Annotated in this window: 15 protein-coding genes; all 15 read right to left on the bottom strand. The window is 47.5% G+C overall.

Features of this window, described 5'->3' with window-relative positions:
• Nucleotides 1-118: 118 nt before the first annotated feature.
• The 15 genes from E2R66_RS05825 to E2R66_RS05755 all read right to left on the bottom strand — a co-directional run bounded on the left by E2R66_RS05825 (nt 119) and on the right by E2R66_RS05755 (nt 20131).
• Nucleotides 119-805, bottom strand: coding sequence for a retron system putative HNH endonuclease (locus tag E2R66_RS05825; protein ID WP_133227914.1), 687 nt, complete (start codon nt 803-805; stop codon nt 119-121).
• A 1-nt stretch (nt 806) separates the two neighbouring features.
• On the bottom strand, nt 807-2093 hold the full coding sequence (locus E2R66_RS05820; protein WP_133227916.1) for an AAA family ATPase: 1287 nt from the start codon (nt 2091-2093) through the stop codon (nt 807-809).
• Between the two features lie 163 nt (nt 2094-2256).
• On the bottom strand, nt 2257-2730 hold the full coding sequence (locus E2R66_RS05815) for a DinB family protein (RefSeq protein ID WP_133227918.1): 474 nt from the start codon (nt 2728-2730) through the stop codon (nt 2257-2259).
• Nucleotides 2731-2788: 58 nt separating this feature from the next.
• Nucleotides 2789-3550, bottom strand: a complete 762-nt coding sequence (locus E2R66_RS05810) for a hypothetical protein (protein ID WP_134737908.1) — start codon at nt 3548-3550, stop codon at nt 2789-2791.
• Between the two features lie 224 nt (nt 3551-3774).
• A complete protein-coding gene (locus E2R66_RS05805; protein WP_133227922.1) occupies nt 3775-5076 on the bottom strand; it encodes a sensor histidine kinase in 1302 nt (433 codons plus the stop codon).
• Complete coding sequence (locus E2R66_RS05800; protein WP_240049242.1) at nt 5060-5665, bottom strand: sigma 54-interacting transcriptional regulator; 606 nt, start codon at nt 5663-5665, stop codon at nt 5060-5062. Before E2R66_RS05800 ends, E2R66_RS05805 begins: the two co-directional genes overlap by 17 nt.
• The gene (locus tag E2R66_RS05795; RefSeq protein ID WP_204985871.1) at nt 5649-6206 is read right to left on the bottom strand and encodes a hypothetical protein; all 558 of its coding nucleotides are present in this window, start codon (nt 6204-6206) and stop codon (nt 5649-5651) included. Before E2R66_RS05795 ends, E2R66_RS05800 begins: the two co-directional genes overlap by 17 nt.
• Nucleotides 6207-6210: 4 nt before the next feature.
• A complete protein-coding gene (locus tag E2R66_RS05790; RefSeq protein ID WP_133227926.1) occupies nt 6211-7458 on the bottom strand; it encodes an efflux RND transporter periplasmic adaptor subunit in 1248 nt (415 codons plus the stop codon).
• A 247-nt stretch (nt 7459-7705) separates the two neighbouring features.
• Nucleotides 7706-8590: a PorP/SprF family type IX secretion system membrane protein gene (locus tag E2R66_RS05785; RefSeq protein WP_133227928.1), complete on the bottom strand. Its 885-nt coding sequence runs from the start codon at nt 8588-8590 to the stop codon at nt 7706-7708.
• A 287-nt stretch (nt 8591-8877) separates the two neighbouring features.
• Nucleotides 8878-10908, bottom strand: a complete 2031-nt coding sequence (locus E2R66_RS05780) for an alpha-amylase family protein (RefSeq protein ID WP_204985870.1) — start codon at nt 10906-10908, stop codon at nt 8878-8880.
• A gap of 15 nt (nt 10909-10923) precedes the next feature.
• Nucleotides 10924-13251 (bottom strand): glycoside hydrolase family 95 protein, encoded by a 2328-nt coding sequence (locus tag E2R66_RS05775; protein ID WP_133227930.1) that lies wholly within the window; start codon nt 13249-13251, stop codon nt 10924-10926.
• Nucleotides 13252-13608: 357 nt separating this feature from the next.
• A complete protein-coding gene (locus tag E2R66_RS05770) occupies nt 13609-15552 on the bottom strand; it encodes an SGNH/GDSL hydrolase family protein (protein WP_133227932.1) in 1944 nt (647 codons plus the stop codon).
• A gap of 137 nt (nt 15553-15689) precedes the next feature.
• Nucleotides 15690-16919, bottom strand: a complete 1230-nt coding sequence (locus E2R66_RS05765) for a DUF4998 domain-containing protein (protein ID WP_240049241.1) — start codon at nt 16917-16919, stop codon at nt 15690-15692.
• Between the two features lie 19 nt (nt 16920-16938).
• On the bottom strand, nt 16939-18183 hold the full coding sequence (locus tag E2R66_RS05760) for a DUF5000 domain-containing lipoprotein (RefSeq protein WP_133227934.1): 1245 nt from the start codon (nt 18181-18183) through the stop codon (nt 16939-16941).
• Nucleotides 18184-18220: 37 nt separating this feature from the next.
• On the bottom strand, nt 18221-20131 hold the full coding sequence (locus E2R66_RS05755) for a RagB/SusD family nutrient uptake outer membrane protein (RefSeq protein ID WP_133227936.1): 1911 nt from the start codon (nt 20129-20131) through the stop codon (nt 18221-18223).
• Between the last annotated feature and the right edge of the window lie 13 nt (nt 20132-20144).

The raw sequence follows: 20144 nt of genomic DNA, 5'->3' as shown, positions 1-20144 counted from the left end.
ATCAGAAAAGCAGGGATTAGTGCTTAGTAGGTTGAGGCAGCCCCGCTTTCCGCTTTACCTCGTGCCGCTACATGCGCCTTCAGATGGGTTTGGGCAACTGACGTGTAGCTTGCTTCTGTTAACTTAGACCAATTTTCTTACCTATATAAATAAGCATAAATTGCCGAAAAGGTTGCCGTGGATTTACGAGGATACGGCTATACCTGCTTTTCCAAAAATTCGCACGTTCATTAATTGGAATCTGTGACGAAACCTGGATTATCGGATCGAGTGCGTCCTTGGCCCGGGCTTCTCTTAAAAGCAAATGATTTAAATTCAAGGTTTCTATGAACGCCTCTGTTTGCTTAAAATGTTCTGCCGATGCGTTGTGCTTTGGCACAATTGACCCATCAGATCGGGCATCAAACCATGAATTATTTCTGTCAATATTTGCAGAATTGTTGGAAATAAAGATAAGCGGAATGATAATACGGCTTTGCTTTTCTTTATCACAATGTAATCGACTAGTAATAGGGTCCTTTAAAGGCGATTTACAAACAGCAACTAAGTTGTAGTAGTTTGTTGACAACTCTACATTATATTCTTTAGGAATAACGTGCTCGATTGAGGCTGATTCTTTGGTTAAAGTTTGTTGACAGTAAGCGCAAAGAAAATTTTGTTCTCGCAATAAAAACTCCTTTGCACTAGGCAAGTTAGTCAATGCCCCGTAATCGCTTCCATAATCAAACGTCCTAACACCTGTTGCTGTAGTAAACCACAAATCCCAATCTTCAGGAGGCCCTTCTTGCTTACGGATATATTCCATCTTAGACGTTAGCTATATCCTCTTTCCATTCAATAAGCGTTCGCGCTTTAATTACATCCGGATCTTCCACACCAAGAAGTTCTGTCAACTCGGTCAAGAGTGGCAGATAAAGGTTTGAGAGGTTATCATCAATTGCCCTGAATAGCCCATCTATTTTTTGTTGCGTTGGCACGTGCCTATCCGGCGCACCTAAGATGTTCCGTAAAACATTGTTTATTTGTTTGCCAAAAAAGTTATCCGCGTGCCTCTCGATTTGATTGGCGTTAATAACGTACAAACTACCTTTTTCAAAATTGGCTACTACCGTCGGACTATGCGTTGTGATAAAAAATTGTACACCCGGAAATACTTGCTGGATAACACTTATTGTTTTAGCCTGCCATTTAGAATGAAGATGAAGGTCAATTTCATCAATGGTTACTACGCCAAATATTATTGCTTTCAACTCCTCGAAATTTAACCAGGGATTTAATTGAGACGCGCGCCAAATCAGGTCAAATATCAAATAAAGAAGATTACGAAATCCGTCGGAATAATAACTAATTGGCAGGTTGTGCTCTTCATCATAATTTACAAATAACTCATTGTTGAAATCAGGGTCTTGATAGATTTTAAGAGAAAAATCAGATGGAAGATTTAAAAATTCAATGAGGGTAAATCTAATTGCCGCCTCCACATTTTCAAGAATGAGGTCAATATTTTCAATATCTTTTATTTGAAAGGTTGCACGACGGGTTACAGCGTTAGCAAGCCATTCATCAAGCACGCCTTTAATAGCATTTTCTTTTAAACAATTCAAATAACCGTTTCTTCTTGCGTTGGCTGCATCATATTTCTGTTTACTGGAAGAGCTTGAATCTTTAAAAAGCCGTTGAGTTGAATAGTAAGCTACAAGTGGTGTGACCGTGCGGTCATCTGGCAATTCAAATGCTTCAAAAAAAGTTTTTCCGTAATCACTCGCTGCTTTAATTCCTTTGGTATCGTTTGCTTTCGTATCCCTGCGAATGGTGCGAGACCAATCATTTTGAATTAATTGAGATGAGGCCTTTATCGTTGTATAAGGTGCACGTTGCCCATTGACTATCCTGATTTCGTCATAATCAATGACTCTTTGCAATTTTGGTTCTTGTGATCCAAAAAAACCGCCGGCAGCTACGTTTATAGCTTCGAGTATACTGGTTTTACCACTTCCATTGCTGCCTACAAAGAGATTCACGCCGGGATCAAAAGAAACCTCGAGGTTGTCAAAATTTTTAAAATTCTGGACCTTGATACTGTCAATTCTCATGTTAAATCTATTAGTTAATTACCAGGCCCACTAAGCAAGAGCGATTCTTGGCTCCAAATATAAAGATAAATTAATGTTACATCTAAGCCAAAAAACCGTTCCAAATATTGTCAGTATTTATGAAAGTTTCATCGGGCCGCAAATTCATATAATCATTACATTCTTACACCAAAACCAACTGCCCAAAATGATAAGCAATATGATTTGTGCGGCTGAGCAATACGCTGAGGCGATTGCGGGTAGGGTCCTTGGCGAAGTCCTCATCCGTCATGGCGTTGTGGCGTTTGAACCAGTCTTCGGCGGGCAGGGCGGCAAATAGTTGGCTTAAGCGGCTATGCACATCTACCCAATATTGTTTGAGTTCTCCAACGGTATATGCATCTACGCCGGGTCCATCAGGCGTACGCAGGAATGCGGGGGTTAACTCGGGATATAGCGCCTCGCCAATACCCAGCGTTTCGATTAGCAGGTCGTGGTAACTGGTAAGGTGTCCGTAAAGGTATATGATACGGTTTTTGCCGGGTGCTATCGTCTTCTGGAAATCGGTATCGCTAAGGGCATCGAAATATTTTTCGGCGCGGGCTACGTGGGTGTTCCATCCCTGTAATGCCATGGTTACGAATAATTGCTGCTCCATCTTTTTTTGCGATAAAGATGGAGCAACAAGTATGTTGCAGCAATTTTTTCTTTTTAAATTACTTCTTGTTGACGGTTAGAAGTAGCGGCTGCTTACCGGCCACGCTAACCTGATCGTAAAACGTTACCATTTTTATAACAGCCTGTTCTTTATCCGCATCGAATTCGATAGCATTATCTTTAATGTAAGCCGACAGTTCCTGTTTCCTATCTTTAAAAAAGCTAAGCAACGACTTTTTACTATCGAAATTTTTATAAGTGCCATCTACTTTAACATACATGCTTGTGGCTTCGGCCGAAAAACTACCTGCCTGCATAGCCTTTTGCCGGTGAACAATGAACTCGGTTTTGCCGCTGTACATTACATCGTAAAAACCATCAGGCACCGAAGAGCTTCCTTGTGTAGAAAAAGCATCCAACCGAACAAAATGGTGGCCTGCAATATCGAAGCTTTGTACCCTATCGCTTACCAACTCCACCATTGATGATCTGTTAGGCAATTGCATGATAACCGAACCCCGGTTCAAATCGTACATCAACTGCATATTTTTGTAGCTAAAGCCATCATACTCAACATTGCCGTTAGTAAATTCGGCTGGTTCGGCAAAGTAGGCACTACCTTTTATGGTTTTATCGTAAGCGTCGTATTTGGGGGAGTTGAACAAGCGCGACTGATCGCCACCACTGTTATAATCAGCTAGCATATTGTCTATCACCGACTCCTTTAAAGTTAAGGAGGATTCGGTATTTTGACCGAAACTATTGGTGTGGATTAACAGGACTGCCACGCAGCCCATTGCGTAATTGGCGACTCTTCTCATGAAAATTGGTACAATTGGAATGATGAAGATACAAACTTCAAATTAAATACCAACAATTACGGTTCAAAAAACATGCGATTTATTATTTCCGCCGGACGATAGCAAAAGAAACCGAAAAGAAAAGTTAAAAGAAAGCAATTAGAAGCCATAAACTACAAAAACTTCAAAATTAGATAGATAACCCCAACCAATAAGCAATTCCATCACCTTGTAAACCGAAATTTTCAGTTAAAACAAATGGAGAAAACGGTACAGTTCTTTTTTATCGTTTTCAAGGAAAATTCGTAGCCGTGGTTCAGCATAATTTCGCGCACCAGGGTGAGACCTATGCCCTGACCATCTTTTTTGGTACTGAAGAAGGGCGAGAACAGCTGGGCGCTCTCTTCGTCGGTAATGCCTTTACCGCTATCCATAATGGCAAGCATGCGTGTTTTGGGATTAATGACGAACTCCACCCGGCCACTGCCTTCAATGGCTTCGATGGCGTTTTTTACCACATTGATCAATGCCTGCTCTAATTGCTCCACATCTGCGCTGATGATGCAGGGCTTAGCCGGTGGCGTAAATACCAGTTGCACCCCTTTACTCCCTGCTTTTATCTGCATCAATTCTATCACAGCTTTAAGCAGCAGGTTAAGGTCGGTTTGTTTTTTGTTGGCGGGGGGCAGCTTTACCAAATCGGCAAAGTTGCGCATAAAGTGGTTGAGGTTCTGGTTACGGTCGAAAGCTACCTGCAGCGCATTGTTCAACATCCCATCAGTTTGGGTTTGCCAAAGGCTATCGGTACGCAGGGCCGATTGCAATATGGAATTTACCGGACCTATGGTATTGTTTACCTCGTGTGCCATCATGCGTATCACTTTACCATAGGCGTTCTTTTCTGCGGCCAAAATTTCGGCTGTGAGCTCTTCTACCATCAAAAACCCACGTTGGAACCCCCTGTCTACAAAATGCGATTTTTGTAGCTTGTAGGTGTTGATACCATCGGGCTTTACCGTAACAGTATCGCCTGCTCGTAACGTGGCGGCTTGTTCCATAAGCGGATTATGTACGGTGCCTATCTCCTGCCCTTTAAGTTCCTGTTCCGTTAGGCCCAATATTTGCGTAGCCTTGGGGTTAAGCTGTTGTATGCGGTTATCGTGGTCCAGTATCACTATGCCCGTTGGCGAGGTATGTATCAGCTTCTCCAAAAAAAAGTGCTGCTCTTCCTGTCGGGTGCGTTCGTGCCGTAATTCGTCTATCATGTGGTTATAAACGTTTATCAGTTCATCAACTTCGTGTTTGCCCGTAGGCAGAAATTTCACGTTAAAATCCTGGTCTTTTATCGCTTCTATCCCTTGCAGCAGCATTTTTATCGGGCTTATCAACTGCCGGTAAAGGCCCACGGAGATGATGATGGATATGATAACCACCACCTCTGATACGATGAAGAAAACTCTGTCTTTATTGAAAATATAGAAGCTGAGGGCCAGCACAAGCGAGTGCAGCAATACAACGAACAGTATGTACTTAGTCCTCAGCTTCATCGTAAGGTATCTCGAATTTATCCAGCCTGCGGTATAACGCGCTGCGTGTGAGGCCCAATGCAGTTGCCGCCTTGCTCACCCTGTTCTTGTGAAAGGCCATGGCGCGTTTGATCATCTCTATCTCCATCTCCTCCAGCGTTACCGTACCCACGCCCGGCCATTTGGTGTTGCCGTTTTTTTGGGGCGATAACTCTAGCTGGGTTTTAAAATCATCAATCTCCAACACGTTCTTGTTGCTCACCAGTATGGAGCGTTCTACCAGGTTCTTCAGCTGCCGTATGTTGCCCGGCAGAGGTAGTTGCTGCAACCATTTCATGGCGCTTTTACTTACCGATAAGCCGGGCCGGTTGTATATCTGCTTAAGATTATTGATAAAAAACTCTACCAGCAACGGGATATCCTTCGGCCGTTCGCGCAGGGCGGGCAGGGTTACGGTAATAAGGTTGATGCGATACAGCAAATCTTCCCTGAAGGTGCCGTTATTGGCCATTGCCGTAAGGTTTTTATTGGTGGCGCAAACCACCCGCACATCTACTGATTTAGTGCGGCTGCTGCCCAACACTTCGTAGGTCCTATCCTGTAATGGCAATCTGCTCCTGCGATTCGATATACGCCTGCTTGCTCTCATTGAATTTAAGCGGCTCTATCTTTTTATCCCACCTTAAGGCATTGAATTGGAACAAGGGCTGGCTGTACCCGATGGCATAAGGCACGCCATTGTAAAACTGGTTATGCCGGTCGAAATCGTAGAAACGCTGCATAGAAGTTGTTCCGTACACAGTACCACCGGTTGCGGTGATACTCTGGCTAAAATCCAATTGCAGCGACGAATTATCGTTATGCACCGGTTGGAACAATATAGTACCATCGGGCTGCAATACCTGCTGGGTGGTTTTGCTATAGCCCGGCAATATGCCGCTCAATGACAGCTGCGGCTGATAGTTTGATTTGAAGGTGCGCCACTTCCAATAGTTAGTTTCGCGCACGGTTGTGGCTTGCTTGGCGGCAATGGAATTGCGCTTGGCCATCTCTACCACGTCCTGCAAGCTCAGGCGCAAAGTATCGCCTCCGGTAGTTGCACGGGCGTTGCCGACTATGAACAGTAAGATGAATATATATAAGTACTTCATGGCCTTAATTTTTAAGGGTTAGTTCCCTGGCGTTTTTAAACTCACTCATGTCCGACGTGATAACCACATCGCCGGCCTTTACGCCATCCTTAATCTCCACGAAATCGAAATTGGCAAGGCCGATGTGCACATGGCGACGCTCGGCTTTGCCAGCGTTCAGCACGAAGATGTCCTGATCTGCCGGGCCTTTGAAAGCTGCGCCGTTGGCCACACGCAGGGTTTTGCTGTGCACATCGGTAACCAGGTAAACATCCACCTTCATGTTGGGGCGTAATTGCTTGTTGTTGCGCTCATCCAGCTGCACATCAAAAGTGACAATACTGTTTTGAATGGATGGATACACGTTGATCACGTGGCCCTTCATCTGCACCTCGTTTATGCGCACAATTACGGGCATGCCGGCATGCAGCTGATCCAGATAGGTGTCTGATATGCTGCCATTTACTTTAAAGCTGCCTAGGTCGGCAATTCGGGCCAGGGCATCGCCCTCGTGCACGGTTGCGCCTATGTTTTTATTTACGTAGGTTACCACGCCACTGCGGGTAGCTACGATGTTGGCCAGCTGCAATTTGCGCTGTAGGGCAGTGAGGTCGTTTTGTTGGATAGCCAAGGCAATTTCGGCCTCCTTTATCTCTATCTGCATGGTTTGCTGCTTGCTTTTGATCTCGTTTTCCAGCTGTTTCTTTTCCAGCTGGGCCACGCGCAGGTTCAGCTCGGCTTGCTCTATGCCTTCGCGCGTGCCGCCGCCGGCTTTAAACAGGCGTTTGGCATTTTCAACTGCATCGGCCAGGCTGCTGATGCGCAATTGTTTGATATCATTGTTGGATTGGATATCGAAGAAACTTTTGTTGAGATCGAGCTTAAGTTTGGCAATCTCGTTGCGCTTGCTCTGCATCTGGAAGTTAATTTTCTCGAACTCGGTTTGCGCTGCCGACTTATCAAGTGACAAAATCGATTGCCCGGCATTTACCTTGTTGCCAGCATCCATTACCACGCTTTTGATCGATGCATTGATGGGGCTGGTGAGTATCTCTTCAAACTCGGGCAGCACCTCGCCGGTGGCATTGAGGGTGTTCTCTACGCTGCCCTCGCCTACCACAGCAGTAGTAATTTCCGAGCGGCCAACGCTCGATTTGAGGGTACTGCGCATCAGCCATATGGCCCCTACCAACACCGCTATGGCTACTATTGCTATGATGATGCCCTTCTTTTTTTTGCGGGCCGTTACTTCTTGTTCTATTGCCTGATCCATATAATTGCGATATTGTTATATGCACAACGGTTTGCAAGCCTTATACCAAACTTAAAATACTAACAAACAATTGATTATGAAAAATAGGAGGTGAAAAAGTGACCGATATCGGACAAAGCATCCCGGTATCGGGAAGAATGAGACGTTATATGAGATAGACGGATTTGCTTTTTTAGAGATCATGACAAAACAAAAAACGCCGCAGGCATTACACCCACGACGTTCCAACCTAAAAAAATATGCTCTCTTACAAAAGTTTCCTTTGCAAATCGGTACCCCAGCGGTAGCTGATACTTACCTCGTGGGTGGCGTTGTTAAAGCCCCCCAAATTGGTAGATGATGTATTGAACTGGTAGCTGTAGCCTACCTTAAAGCTGTTGGCGTTTACAGATATAATGCCAGCAACCTGTTTATTGGTGCGGTAGTTTACCCCCAGGCCCAGTTGCTCTTTGAGGTAGATAGTACCCGATATATCTGCTACCACGGGCGAACCCTGCAGGTACGATACCAGCGCCGCCGGTTTCAGCTGCACGTCTTCGTTCAGTTTGGCCAGGAAGCCCCCGCTGAAATAGTAGTGGCTGCGCAGGTAGTTGGCCTGCGGCACCGATGCATTCCCTAGATTGCGGAAGCTGAGCTCTGGCACCGATAAGCCCACGTAGTAATTATCGCCATAGAACATCACCCCGAAGCCGATGTTTGGCTTGGTTTCGCGCACATCCTGGCTAAATAATGGATCGCTGGCATCCAGCGAGGAGTAATTGGCCACATAGCTGCGGATGCCCGCGTTGAGCGATACCGACAGGTAGCTGCCACCACTCAACTGTACTGATTTGGCGAAGAAGGCGTTAACCTCCGTTTGGTTCTCTACCGCAAACTTATCGTTCACCACAAAAAAACCAGCCGCTGCGCCCATCTGCTCCAGCGGGAAGCTGCCGCTGAGCAGCAGGCTGCTTGGCGCGCCATCTAAACCTATCAGCTGCCTGCGACCCAACACATTGATGCTGTTGGCCTTATCAAGCAGTGAGTAGGCGGGGTTTACCGGCGTAAGGTTATCTGCATACTGGTTGTAGCTGAACATGTTCTGCTGTGCCAGTGCCCTGCTGCCTATGAAGAGCAGCAGGATTAGGGCCATCAATTTTATGGTGTTGGGTTTTATAATGCTGGTCGCATTGTGTTTAGCTATCAATTTGTTTGTGGTAAGGTTATCAATATTCGATCACAAGATAGCCAATTTGCGCCTGATCGTATAACCTGATTTGTATGCAATCGAATAAAAATAAGTACCGGGCTGCTGTAGCTTACCCACTCTGCCTTGCCATGAAAGACATTTCCAATCAGGAACAATCGAACTCATAAGGAAAAGTTGGTTCACTCCCGCGAAGCGAAACACCTGCCTTGAAAAAGTGCTGCTGTGGTTGTCTATTTCAGCGTAAATTGATACAAAGCGGCATCTTCCGCACCCAGTTTCAGGCTGATGCCATTATCATATGTGATAACATTGTCCTGTAAAACTTCTTTTACTGAGGCTATCCGCTTAGTGTCTAAACCGAGCCGCTCCGCCGACAGCGCAAACGTTTTCGGCTGCTTGCCGTAGTTGAGTACGGCGAGATAAAATGTTTTGCCTACCTGCTTTACAAACACTTCGGATGCGCCGGTGCCTGTGTTCCCTTCAACCGGGCGAAAGGCCTTGCCGTCCCTGACCAGTTGCAGCAAATCGGTATTTTGGTAGTATTTTTTGATGCGCGCGGTCCATTGGCCGGTTGTAGAAAGGTCGTCGCCGCTTATCCAGGTGCCGGTTACCAACGCCGAAAGCAGGCGCGCGCGGTTGGCGCCCTCCTTTTCATCATTAAACACTACGTGGTCGGCATCTATATAGTTGTATAGATAGGTTTGCCACCAGCCGTAACTTACGCTGTTGAGAGTGTATCGCGTATTTTCGATGCTTTTGAAGGCATCGCAGGCTATGCGGCGCATATGGGTGTACCGCCCCGTAGCCAGGCTTGGCGATATGGCCGCATAAACCAGCATCTGGCCGCCCAGTTGCTGCGTAAGGTATTCCATACCGGCTTTGTAGGCCTGCATGCCGGTAGTTATTTTGGGGTCATAAAAATGCTCGCTCTCTACCGCGCCATGGCCCAGGAAATCTATTTTTATCATAGTGAATCCGCAGGCTTTCAGCTTGCCTATGACGTAAGCGATGCGTGCTTTTGTACCGGGGTGCGTTGGGTCGAGGGCACGTGCACCGTCGATATCGTGGTAGCCGCCGCCGGTTTTGGTCCACATATCGCCGAATTTGTAGTTGCCGCCGTCGGCAATCCTATCCGGACCGCCGCCGTGACCCCAGTCGGTAAAGGGTGCCCAATATACGCCGGGCTGCAGGCCTTTGCTTTTGCAGTAATCGGCCAGTTCTTTCAATTTGCTGTAATCGCTGTGACTAACCATCATATCCCAGTACGAATCCAGGTCGATATAAGCTGTGTTGCCCGTGCGGAAGGCTGGAATGCTATCGGCAAAAAAATTGGCCACTTTTACGGTTTTATCGAAGCTGATGTGTTCCTGTATCACACCCCAGCTGTTCCAGCCAACGGGGGTAGGCTTGGTCCAGTTGAAGATGAATGGCGGCTCGGCAATGCGGTTGGCTTTGCCGTATGCCTCCATCCCTATGCGCCAATCGGCAAAGCCGCCAACAAATATCTTTGGTGAACGTACCGTATTACCGCTGATAGCGCCATGGGCAATTTTGTCGCGTGTAACGGCCTCCGAAGTGTAGCCTGCCCAAACTTTTATTTGGTTAGCCGATTCACCGGCCTGCGTTTCTACGCCGGTTTTCCATACTTCATGCTCTACCGAACCGGCTATTATACCCGCGCGACTATCATTGGCATACACTGCTCCTACTTCGGCACTCATGCCCTTGAAACCCTGGGCAAAGGGCCTGGCATCGTAACTGATAAAGGTATCGTTATCAAATGGTACGAACAGGCTGCGCACATCCTGCCGGGCAATGGCTTTAAACTCCCCTACTACTGGCTGCATGTGATTGGTACTCAACTTATCGCCGCTAAAGGATAATTCCGTAAGGAAATATTCGTGGCCGGGGTAAGTATAAAATACCTGCTTCATCAGCGGCTTGCCGATGGCGCTAAGTACAATAATGTGCTTACTGCCTTTGCCAAATCCATCGGTAACAGGTACCCTGTAATGCTTGCGTATTTCGTATTTTTTGGTGCTGAGGGTATCGCCGTTTACCGTTGCCAAAGCGTAGATGCCCAGGAAAACCTCTCTACCGTTTTGTGATACATTATAGGTACCGGTACGCAGGTTATAGCGAATTAAGCCGGCTTTACCGAAAGGGATTGCCACCACAGCCGGCTGCTGCGCAGCAGCCGGGAATATGAAAACACAGGCGAGTAGCATGCAGAGCAAATAATAGCTATTGCGTTTGGACATAGTGCTATGTTGAGTTTAGGCTTTTACTGTTCTTACCAATTTCACCTGGCCGTTTATCTTCACTTTCACTTTCCGGGGGAGGGAAGAGATGATCTTATAGCTAACCACCCTTCCATTCAACCAACTAAAATTTACCGTATAATTTCCCCGGGCTTTCACCCCCTTCACCTGGCCCGATGCTTTCCAGCTATCGGGTACTGCGGGCAGCAGTTCTATAAAGCCCGCGTGGCTTTGTATCAGCATTTCTGCTATACCCGCCGTGGTGCCGAAGTTGCCATCAATCTGGAACGGTGGCCCCGCCGATAATAAGTTCGGATAGATTCCCCCACCCGCGCCGTAATTGATATCGGTACGGGTGGTGGGTTTCATAATTTCGGTAAAGAGTTTATAAGCGCGGTTGCCATCGTGCAGGCGTGCCCAGAATAATAATTTATAGGCGATAGACCAGCTTGGCCCATCGTCGCCCCTGGCCTCTAAGGTTTTTTTGCAGGCTTCTGCCCATTCAGGGGTACCCTCCGGCGTAATAAGCGATGCCGGGTATAAACCATACAGGTGCGAAACGTGCCTGTGCTGCAAATCGGTTTGCTTGTAATCTTCCAGCCATTCCATCAGGCTGCCGTCTTTGCCTATTTGGCCGGCGGGTGGCAGCAACTTCAGTTTGGCGGCGAGGGTTTTGGCGAAATCGCCGTCCTTACCCAAAAGTTTGGAGGCCGTAATTACGTTGCCGAAAAGCTCGCGGATAATTTGGTTATCGATGGTGGGTGCTACGCAAATGCTGGCCGTTTTTCCGTTGGGCAGGTAAAAGCTATTCTCGGGCGATGATGAAGGCGAGGTAACGAGCCATCCGGTTTTCGCATCTTTAACCAGCATGCTGCTGTAAAATTGCGCCGAACCTTTCAGTATGGGGTATATATCGGCCAGGTATTTTTTATCTTCCGAGAAAGCGTAATGATCCCACAGATTGTTGCACAGCCAGCCTGAACCAGCCTTGGTTACGCCCCAGGAGGCACTCTCGCCAGGCTCGGTAAAGCCCCACACGTTTGTGATGACGTGCGCCACCCAGCCATCGGCATTATAGTAAGCTTTGGCAGTGCGCTTGCCGGGTTCTACCATGCCTTTCACTAATTGGGCAAGCGGCAGGTTCAATTCCGATAGGTTAGATACCTCTACCGGCCACTGGTTCATTTGTATGTTTACGTCGAGGTGGTAATCGCCGTTCCATGGCGTTTGTATCTGGTTGGCCCATAATCCCTGCAAATTGGGTGGCAACAAGCCTACACGCGTGCTGCAGATGCTTAAATAGCGTCCAAACTGGTAAAACAGCACGGGCAGGCCTTTATCAGCATTAGGGTTTTGGTGAAACGTGAGCAACCTTTTATCGGTGGTTCCATCCGGGGCGGTGCTGGTGCCTAAATCTACCGATACTCTTTTAAACAGTTTTTGGTATTGGGTAATGTGCGCTGCTTTCTCGGCAGCGTAATTATTTTTCAGCGCGGCAGCAAGCTTGGCATCCACGTTCTTTTTGAAATCCGCTCCGCGGAAATCAGTACCAGCGGATAAGTAGATGAAAACCTCGGTGGCATTCTTTACGACCAGCACATTACCATCGTGGCCTAGGCTGCCGCCTGTTAGCCGGGCCTTTACTTTGGCCAGGTACTGCATACCGCCCGCGCTGGTGCCACTGGGCAGTTGGCCCGTCATTTCCAGGCAGCCCTTGTTTTCGATGGTGGTAGCGCGTTCGGGCCGCGAAAGGTCTATGCTGAAATTCAGCTGCCCTGGCTTATCGGCAGATAGTTTGATGATGCTTACATCACTGCCGAAACTGGTAAAATACTCGCGTTTGTAGGTAACCCCACCTCGTTGGAAAGAGGCTGAAGCTACGGCATTATCCAGCGATAGCTCGCGTTTGTAATTGGTAACCTGTGCATTTGCATCGGCGTAATTGAATTTAAGCTGCAAGTTGCCCAGCGTTTGGTAACAACCAAAGGGCACACCGCCCGAGCCAATGCCCTTGCAAATGAAATTCTTGTCGACCAGCGCCTGTGCTTCATCATTCTTGCCTTCGGCAAGCAGGCGACGAATCTCGGGCAAGCTCTTATAAGCCTCGTAATTATTAGCATCCTGCGGAGCACCGCTCCATAGGGTGATATCGTTGAGGGTGATGTTGTCTTCGTTGGTGCCGCCGTCGGGCATCATGCCCAACCGGCCGTTGCCCAAAGGCAGGGTTTCTTCCCAGCGGTTGCCGGGTTTGTCGTACCAAAGTTTCAGCGGCTTATTTTGCGCAAAAGCACTAATGGTGGCAGATAAGGAGAAAATAATAAACAGGTAACCGTGTCTTTTCATTCTATTTTGATTTATTGCCCAAAAGGGCGACGATTAAAGAAGCTTTCTTTGCTACTTCTTTAAAGCTTAGTCTGTGGAAATCACTTTTAAACTATATTGCGGGCAATGGCTTGTGCGGCTCCCCTCTTGACCGCGTGCCGCTGAAGCTTTAGCGGAGGAGCAGAGGGGGTGGAGGGGTGTGTTAGGCGTTATACAAATCGGCTAACACACCCCAGCCATCGCTTATGCCCAGCCCGCCCCCTCTCGAGAGGGGAAATCTGAAAGCGGCTTCCTTCTATTTGTTCAATCTGATTGGCTGCAATAAAAATAAAACCTTATCCATGGCTAAAAAATGGATAAAATCCTAAAAAGGATGGATTATTCGCTCCTTAAAAAATTTACGATACGGCAGGCGTAGCCCTTACTCGCCGGTGCATGCGTGCCAGCAATTTTCAGCTTCAATACATGCTTACCGGGTTTTAGGTTACCATCAAAAAGGATATACCAGGGCAGGTGCAAAAAGCCGCTCCACTGGGTGTAGAGGTCGATTGGTTTGTAGGCTTTCCCGTCGATAACATAGGATACTGTCCCCGCATCCCCGCCGGATACAATGGCCATCCCAATAGCTCTACCCGTAAAATTCAAGGTCAGTTCAGCACCCGGCTTATATGCTGAAAGCACCGGAATATTCACGAAACCCGGGCGCGTGCCGAGGCCGTCTGTGGGTGTCCAATTGGGGTTGATGCTCCAATCCGCATCGTACCTGGCGTTATTGATGCTGTAGTAATTGCCGTTGGCAAAACTCGCGGAATTTAGCCTTTTAATCCGAGGCATGTATTTCCGCAGAGGAACGCCGGGATCCATAGCCACTTGAAGCAAAGCTTTAATGGTGGCAAAATAAAGTTCCTGCCCAAAAGGCGCGGGATGCAGGTCTTTAAAATCCTTATCCCAATCAAATTCTTTGTTTTGAATTTTGTCGTAAACTTCTTTGGCAATGTTAATAGATGGCAAATCATACCGCGAAGCCACCAACTCGTGGTTAATAATCTCCACAGGTATTTTGCCGGATGCATAATCTTTGTTCTTATCGGGGTCGGCAAAAGACATCATTAAGATATCTATCCTTGGGTTTGTCCGTTTGGCATGCAGCACTATTCCCTCCAGATCACGTACCTGAGTTAGGCTATCGGTGCCGTTTACGCGGTCGTTTACGGCGGCTTCTATAAATAGCAGGTCGATTTTGCCCGAATCGAGCAAATCGCGCTGTAGGCGGAAGACATGCGGCAAACTGCCCAGCGAGGGTATGCCTGCGGCGATAAACCTGAACTTTGTTTCAGGGAAAGTTGCTTTTAAATAAGTCGTTATCTTATCGCGCCAGCCTGGGTTAAAAGTTATGGAGCCGCCAAGGAAGGCAACGGTAGCCTGTTTGTCTTGCTTGATTACATAGTGCGATTTATTTAACCCGCCCCGCAGCTTAAAATAATCGCCATACGGCAAGACAGGCTTTACCGGATAAGCGTTGCTCATTAAAAAATCAGCAATGGCTTCCGGATGCTCGATAATAAAATGATGCCCGAATAGTTCCTGCGGCTGCTTATCTATCACCACTTCCGTAGCCTGGCCGCCTAAAGCTTTGTAGTTTTTGACGAGGACATTCGAGTTCTCGGCAACGGGCACTAATTTATCGGCATTGCTGATGTAGTGCAGCAATGGCACATGAAAGGCTGCCAGGCCCTCCAAATTATCAATGGGGTTATCCTTAAAGGCCATAGCCTGCGCTTCGGTAAAGCCAAATACCTGTTTGTACTGCGCCCACGATGTGGTATCGCCCATGCCCGCACCTTTTCCGCCGGGCCAGCTTTTGATATCGCAAACCGGCGTTTCGCCATAAATGCAACTCACCTTATCGGGGTTGCGTTTGGCCCAGGCGTAAGCGTATAAGCCGCCACGGCTCACGGCCTCCAACGCTGCTTTTGTGCTGAAAGCTGCGTTCCTTTGCAGGTATGCATAAAATTCATCCCATACCTGCATAGCCTGCGGACTACCGTATTGATTATCTACATCTACATAGGCCACGTACATGCCTCGGCTCAACAAAATGCTATCTGCATCGGTATGCCAGTCGGGGAAAGAAGAGCGCCATACCCAGGGGTTGCCGGGGAGTGGTTTATTGGGTTTTACATAATAAGCAGGATGCCCGTCAATGGTGAAATTTACGCGTTCGAAGCCTTTCCATTTAAGATCGGCGGTTTGCGTTTGCTGCGCGCTTAATGGCAAAGCAAAGCCTGATAAAACTAAAAGGAGGTAAAAATATTTAAGCATAGGTATCTATGTACAGGCTGTTTCTCTACAAATGCTGTGCAGCCATACATCAACGAATTTAAGGGCTTTAAAATCAATAAGCCATCCATTTTTTAAAACGAATGGCTTATTGATACGCGCATCGGCTTGGATAAGGTTTAGTTCAATACGTCGTTCCAGAAGGTCATCTCGCTCATGTTGCTGTAATTACCGTCGCCGGTGGTTACATGCTTAATGCGTACGCGGATATACCTAACCGGTGGCACCGTGCCGAAATCGTATTTCTGCGCATTGATGCCATCATCAGTCCTCTGAATATCTTTCAGCAATGTCCAGCCTTTGGATACCATCTCGGCGCTCCAACCACCATCGCGCGGCGATAGCGTTGTTGCAGCATCGGTGATATCTGCTATACCCCAAATCTCGAACTGGTCGGGGTTGTTGCAGCAGTTACGGCCAATCTCTTCTACAGAGGTCAATTTTTTGTAAACCTTGCCCATATCAAAGGTGATAGTGTGAGGCATGCCGTGGTCGCCATCGCTGTGGAAAATATTTGGATAACCCTGCGGGCCCTGTGAGCCATCCCACAATTTGCTTACGCTGGTTTGGCCTTCGTAGGTGCCCGCATCGCCATTTAAGCGGTTCTCGCGGAACAAGGCTTTGTTACACTGTGCTATCCCGCTAATAGTTGGGAAGGTGCCGTAAGTGTTTACGTAAAAGGTATCTATCGAATTTTTTACCGGCAGGTAACCCGAGCGGAACTGCACCGGTGCGCCAGATTTATAATCGGTAAGCGTAATGCCCAAACTGTCCGGTTTCAATTGTTTTACCACTTCTACCCCACTGCGGTTAGTGTATTTAATATCGGTACCTACATTAACAACGCTGGTATCCCTTGATAAAAAGTTAAGCCTGATGTTTCCATTCTCGCTCACCGTGAAAGGGTTGGCGGCATCTATAGTACGGTTAAGCAAACCCGATTGATAGATAGGCCCGTAAACCTTTACGTTATTGATATCCAATGGTATAGAACGGTTACCCTTCGCATCGTACGAATAGATCGTAAACGAATAGATATACTCGTTCAAACCCGGAATAACGGCGGTCAACGAATCGCTGGTGTTATGGTTAGAAGATGTCAAGGTGAGCGAATCGGCCTTGTTGTTCCAATAGACAACGTACTTGGTTATACTTGGATCGGGGCTTGGGTTCCAAACCAATGCGGCGCGCAGGTTACCGCTTTTGGCATGTATTTTTGCAACAACGCCCGGGTAGGTTACTTCCTTATTGTTAAGGAAATTCTTAAAGTCTTTATCCTTCTTGCTGCAGCTAAGCAAGCCAAGCAGCAAACAAGAAAACAGGCTTATATTTAAAAGATTTTTCATCATGTCTTTATTTAATTGGCTGTTACTGTGGTTTACCATAAACGGTTACTTCCATTAAGTGGGCAACATCGCCTTTACCCCAGGTATCGTGTACCAAAATGCGCAGGTATTTTACCGGTGGTGCCGAGGTTGGGAACACGAAATCTACCCCTGCTTCCACGAATTTCTCGTCGGCGGCGTTGGTAAAGCCCGGCTGCAAGCCCGATGGCGGGTTTGGATAGCGGAAATTGCTCAGGTTTGTCCAATCGCCTATCACTGTGCCGGCAGGTGCCGATTGTGGCAACACTACATCGGCAGGCGACTCTTTTGCTGAACCCCAAATAGTGAAGTTTTTTGGGTTACCATGGAAGAATGCATACTCCAGCGGGCGTTCCCAAATTTTAATACGGCTCAACTGCGTAAGCACACCAATGCCGAAAGTGCCCTGTATGGGTTTGCCCGTGCCCGGTTGGGTGTGCCATCCGTTAGAGTATCCGTCGGTCTTGCCATCCCACAAGTAAGGCAAGTTCCAGCCGTAACCAATTTCGCTATCGCTGGCCTGGCGGTAAACCGAGAATTTGGATTTATCCAATTGTGTTTCGAACAGCGGCGTAAGGGTTACGATGGTAGTATCAGACAGGTTGCCGAACTGGTCGGTTACGTACACGCCGAACTTGGTAGGCACCGATGGATATCCCCTTACCGAGTAACTGATGGTATCGGTATTGGTGTAATGCTGATCGGCGACCTCAAGCGCCTCTGTAGTTTTATCCAACGCAACCAAAATCACCCCTACTTCTTTACGGTTTGGGTTAAGGGCATTGATGTGTACCCCACCAAAATCGGTAGTGATATTCACGGTGGGCTTTATCAGTTTATAAAACGGTGTGTTGGGGTGCACGGTTACCTTAACCGGATCTGATGATACGTTGGCACGACTTACTACGGTAAGCGTAACATCGTAATCTTTCGCCGCAGCGAAACCATCAACAGTAACCGTATCGGTATAGTAACTCGATTTGGTTTCGCGACTGGTTTTATCATTGATATTGTACCTGGCCAGCACGTACAATATATTATCCGAGTTGGGCAAATCGTAGGTAATGTACGCACCGCCGTTGAAGTTTTTAACCGCTATATTGGTTACTACGCCGGGCTTGGTTTTATCGGTAGATACCGGCTCGGTATTAAAGCCCTCGTTCTTTTTGCAGGAGCCTATGATACACACCAGCACCAGCGAAGCCAGCCATAGCGTTGTTTTGGTGGAAAATCTGTTTATCTTTTTCATATATCTATACTTTTAAGATGTCCTCTGTTTTTAAAGCCTACCAGTATGAGTTTTGTACCAGGTTGCTGTTCACGATCAAATCCTGATCCTTTATCGGCCACAGGTAATTCCTCACCCCAAATACCGAAGTAAATACCGTACGCGGCTGATAGTAGTTAGCCGGCTGTGCTTCATAAACGTTCCAGCCTTGTATCGGTTGGCTCAGCACATTCTGCAGTTCTTTCCAGCGACGCAAATCCCATCCGCTCTGTGCTTCGAAACAAAGCTCTATACGGCGTTCCTGGTGAATGATCTGGCGCATGCCATCTTTGGTGGTAACTTTGCCCGGGTTGTTAGAGTAGCTCGTCCACGCGGTAACTACGCCCGGTAAGCCTGCGCGGGTACGCACCTTATCTATGTAGGTAGCCACTTCGCCGGTTGGGCCGCTTTGCTCGTTAAGTGCCTCCGCATATAACAGGTACAGGCCCGATAGCCTCATCAAAGGCAAACGGTAGCTGATCTCCTGGAAACCATCATCGTAAACCGATAAGTAATTGACCAGTTTTTTTGGCCAGTAGCCGGTGATGTTCAGCGTATTGATGTCTTTAGGACCCGCGAATGATTCTATACCGCGCGCCTCTACGTGGTACATATCGGTAAGGTTTACCTTGCCGTTGCCAAACCATATACCGCCATCAAAACCCAGGTTGGCATACATCCGCGGCTCGCGGTTAAAGTGTTCTTTAACGGTAGAATAGCCCTGTGCTATATAAAAGCGGCTTGCGTTATCGCCTGTTTTGATGGAATAGCGGCCGGCATAATCAAAGGTCTTATCCTCATTTATCGGTACGCCGTTATCGGTATAAAACATCTCCTGCGTGGCCAATGGCACTGCAAAAAGCGATGGGTTGCTGAAGATATTGATAACCGATTTGTTGGTTAAACGCGGCGTAGCATATCCCTGGAAAGGGAAGGTTGGGTTTAGCGCCCAGATAAGCTCACTGTTCAATTCCCATTTTTCGGTAACAGCATTCTGTATCGATAACACCTTGCGCAATGAATCGGGTAATACGGTGATGTTTGCCGGCGGGATAAAGCTGTACAGATGCATACCATCGGCTTCGCACTCGGTAATGGCAGCTTTAGCGGCATCGGCAGCAAGCTTCCATTTATTGGCATCATAAGCAGCAGGGAAAAGCGCTGTACCGTCTTTGTCCTTAAGGCTTACATAATCGGGGTTACCATTAAATAACGGGCTTGCGGCGGTAGCCAACACTTCGGCTTTTATAGAAAGCGCGATAGGTTTGGTAATGCGGCCCAACTCCTGCACCTGGTTGCCGATAACCGAAGGCAGATCAGGCGCAGCCTCGTCCAGCAGACTTACGATGTAGGCGAAGGTATCGTCAACCGTAGCGCGTTTTACTTTGATCTCGTCAATTGACGCGGTGATATCCAGATTTGTTTTTATCAATGGTATCGGGCCGTACATACGCGCCAGGTAGTAGTGATAATAAGCCTTCAGGAATTTCACCTCCGCTATCCAGCGTTTCTTTTCGGCTATCGACAGATCTACAGGCTTATCTATATTTTCCAGCATGATGTTGCACCTGCGGATAGAACGGAAGATAGCCTGGCCGTGGTTTTCGCCATCCCACCAGTTAAGGCCGGGGTTATTGCTGTTCTGCGTACCACGCAGCAGGTTAAAACCGGTTTCATCAAGCGGGTGCTTGGTAAGGTTATTAGGGTAAACAATTTCTCCTGAGGTAACGAAACCGGGGTTTGCTGTTGCATCATACATTTGCTGTAAGGTTGCGTAGCAGGTAAACAGGTAGTTTTCCGCTTCGTTACGGTTGCGGAAGGCGTACTCCAGCGTACCGGTATTATCAGGCGCAACGTCCAGGTACTTCTTGCACGACCCACCCAGTAGCAGCACTGCTAAAACGCATACTATTTTTGATATTTTTTTCATGTTAAGCTATGTA

The sequence above is a fragment of the Mucilaginibacter psychrotolerans genome, assembly GCF_004519315.1.
GTDB classification, from domain to species: Bacteria; Bacteroidota; Bacteroidia; order Sphingobacteriales; family Sphingobacteriaceae; genus Mucilaginibacter; species Mucilaginibacter psychrotolerans.
Note: the sequence above shows the minus strand (reverse complement) of the source record. Positions and strands in the feature narration are given on the sequence as shown.